This window comes from Bradyrhizobium sp. (genome assembly GCF_049581145.1).
GTDB lineage: Bacteria > Pseudomonadota > Alphaproteobacteria > Rhizobiales > Xanthobacteraceae > Bradyrhizobium.
The window spans coordinates 1-2,032 of the sequence record NZ_JBAURI010001338.1 but is presented as its reverse complement, the minus strand read 5'-3'; the positions used below and the strand labels follow the sequence as shown (position 1 = coordinate 2,032).

2 protein-coding genes are annotated in these 2,032 nt (G+C 65.3%); one reads left to right on the top strand and one right to left on the bottom strand.

Annotation, left to right across the window (positions count from 1 at the left end; all coding sequences use genetic code 11):
• Nucleotides 1–386, bottom strand: a 386-nt coding sequence (locus WCB02_RS42600) for a transglutaminase-like cysteine peptidase (RefSeq protein WP_423969196.1), incomplete at its 3' end; no start/stop codon positions are given.
• 248 nt (nt 387–634) lie between these two features.
• On the opposite strand from WCB02_RS42600, the gene WCB02_RS42595 reads away from it, so the two are divergent.
• The coding region (locus WCB02_RS42595) for a KUP/HAK/KT family potassium transporter (RefSeq protein ID WP_423969194.1) at nt 635–2,032 on the top strand (1,398 nt) is incomplete at its 3' end.

Sequence of the window (2,032 nt, the reverse complement as noted above, 5' to 3'; positions counted from 1 at the left end):
TCGATCAGGAGCTTGCGCTTGAACAGGGCGTAGATCTTGCAGTCGCCCTTGCCGTCGACCGGATAGTCCCAGTGGTCGAGCGTGGTTCCCCAATGTTCGAGGTTGCTGATCGGTTCGATCGCGTTGTTGACCTTGTCGTTGATGTCGTTGAGGGTCTTCCAGGTTTGCCAGGTCAGCCGCACGTCCATCGGTTTGAGCTTGCCGAGGGTGCACTCCTCGGTGTGGCGATTGCAGAAGTCGACCCAGCCGTAGGGTATCGAGGCTTCGCCGCCGACAGGCTCCCAACTGGCCCTGGGAAGCCCCTGCTCGGACGCTTCGCCGAACGTGTTCCAGGCGAGGCCGAAGATCGCCGCCGCGGTGATGTAGCCAAAGAGCCGAGAAAACATCGGTTGTCCGCCAACCTGGGTCGGGACACTATCGCCGCCGCGGCTTGGCGGCGGCGAAACAAAATCGCTCGGATTTTATCGATCGGCGCGCGCAGACCAGGCGAAATTCGTTAACGTTGACGGCCGGTGTCGCTTCGCGCCCGGGCGGCTTCGGCAAGCGTCAACAATCTGTTTTGCCGGCCCTTTATCGATTGAGCGCACGGGCGGCGCTCCGGCGGGCGGCCGAATGACGAGCGAGGGAGAGCGGCATGTCGATCGAAGCAACCGGCGCCGAGCCGCAATCGAACCAGCGGTTGGGGCTCGCGAGCGTCGCGGCGCTCGGGGTGGTGTTCGGCGACATCGGCACGAGTCCCCTCTACACGCTCAAGACCGTGCTCGATTACACCGGGCCGCACCCTGACGCGGCCGCGACGCTCGGCGCCCTGTCCCTCGTCTTGTGGACGCTCGTCCTGGTCACGACGGTCAAATACGTCAACGTCGCCATGCGCATCGACAACGACGGCGAGGGCGGCATCATCGCGCTCATGACTTTGCTCGGCGTCAAGAAGCACCAACGGCCGCTGATCGTCGCGGCGGCCCTGTTCGGCGCGGCGCTCATCTACGGCGATGGCGCGATCACACCGGCCATTTCGGTGCTGTCGGCGCTCGAAGGCGTCGAGCAGATCGCGCCGAGCCTGCAGACTTATGTGCTGCCCGCCGCGACGCTGATCCTGCTCGCGCTGTTTGCAGTCCAGCCGTTCGGGACGGCGGCGATCGGCCGGGCGTTCGGCCCGATCATGCTCGCCTGGTTTCTGGTGATCGCGGCGCTGGGCGCCTCCGGGGTGATGCAGCATCCGTCGGTCCTTGCCGCGGTCAACCCAATTTACGGCCTCGAGTATCTGTCAAGCGGCGGATTGCAAGGATTCCTGGTGCTCGGCGGGGTGTTCCTTTGCGTGACCGGGGCCGAGGCGCTCTACGCCGACATGGGCCATTTCGGCCCGACGCCGATCCGCCTCTCGTGGAGCTTGATCGTCTTCCCGGCCCTGATCCTCAACTATGCCGGACAGGCCGCGATCGTTCTCGCCGGCGCGCCAACCGAAGGCAACATCTTCTACCGGCTCTGCCCGACGCCGCTCCTGACGCCGATGATCGTGCTCGCGACCATCGCCACCGTGATCGCCAGCCAGTCGATCATCACCGGCGCCTTTTCGATGACCCGCCAGGCGATCCAGCTGGGCTGGCTGCCGCGCATGGCCATCACCCAGACCTCGGCTGAGGGTTACGGCCAGATCTACGTCGGCGCGGTTAACTGGATCTTGATGATCGTCACCCTCGGCCTGACCATTGGCTTCGGCAAGTCGGACAATCTCGCCGCCGCCTACGGCATCGCGGTCTCGGCGACGATGCTGATGACGAGCGTGCTTCTGTTCATCGCCATGCGCGAGGTCTGGGGCTGGCCGATCGTCGGCGCGGGCGCGGTCGCGGGGCTGTTCCTCATCGTCGACGGCGCCTTTCTCGCCGCCAACCTGGCCAAGGTGATGCAGGGCGGCTGGGTCCCGTTGCTGCTCGCTTCGATCGTCTATGGGGTGATGTGGATCTGGCATCGCGGCGCGACCGCGGTGCGTGATCAGGTCATCGCCCAGCAGACGCCGCTTTCGGCGATGATC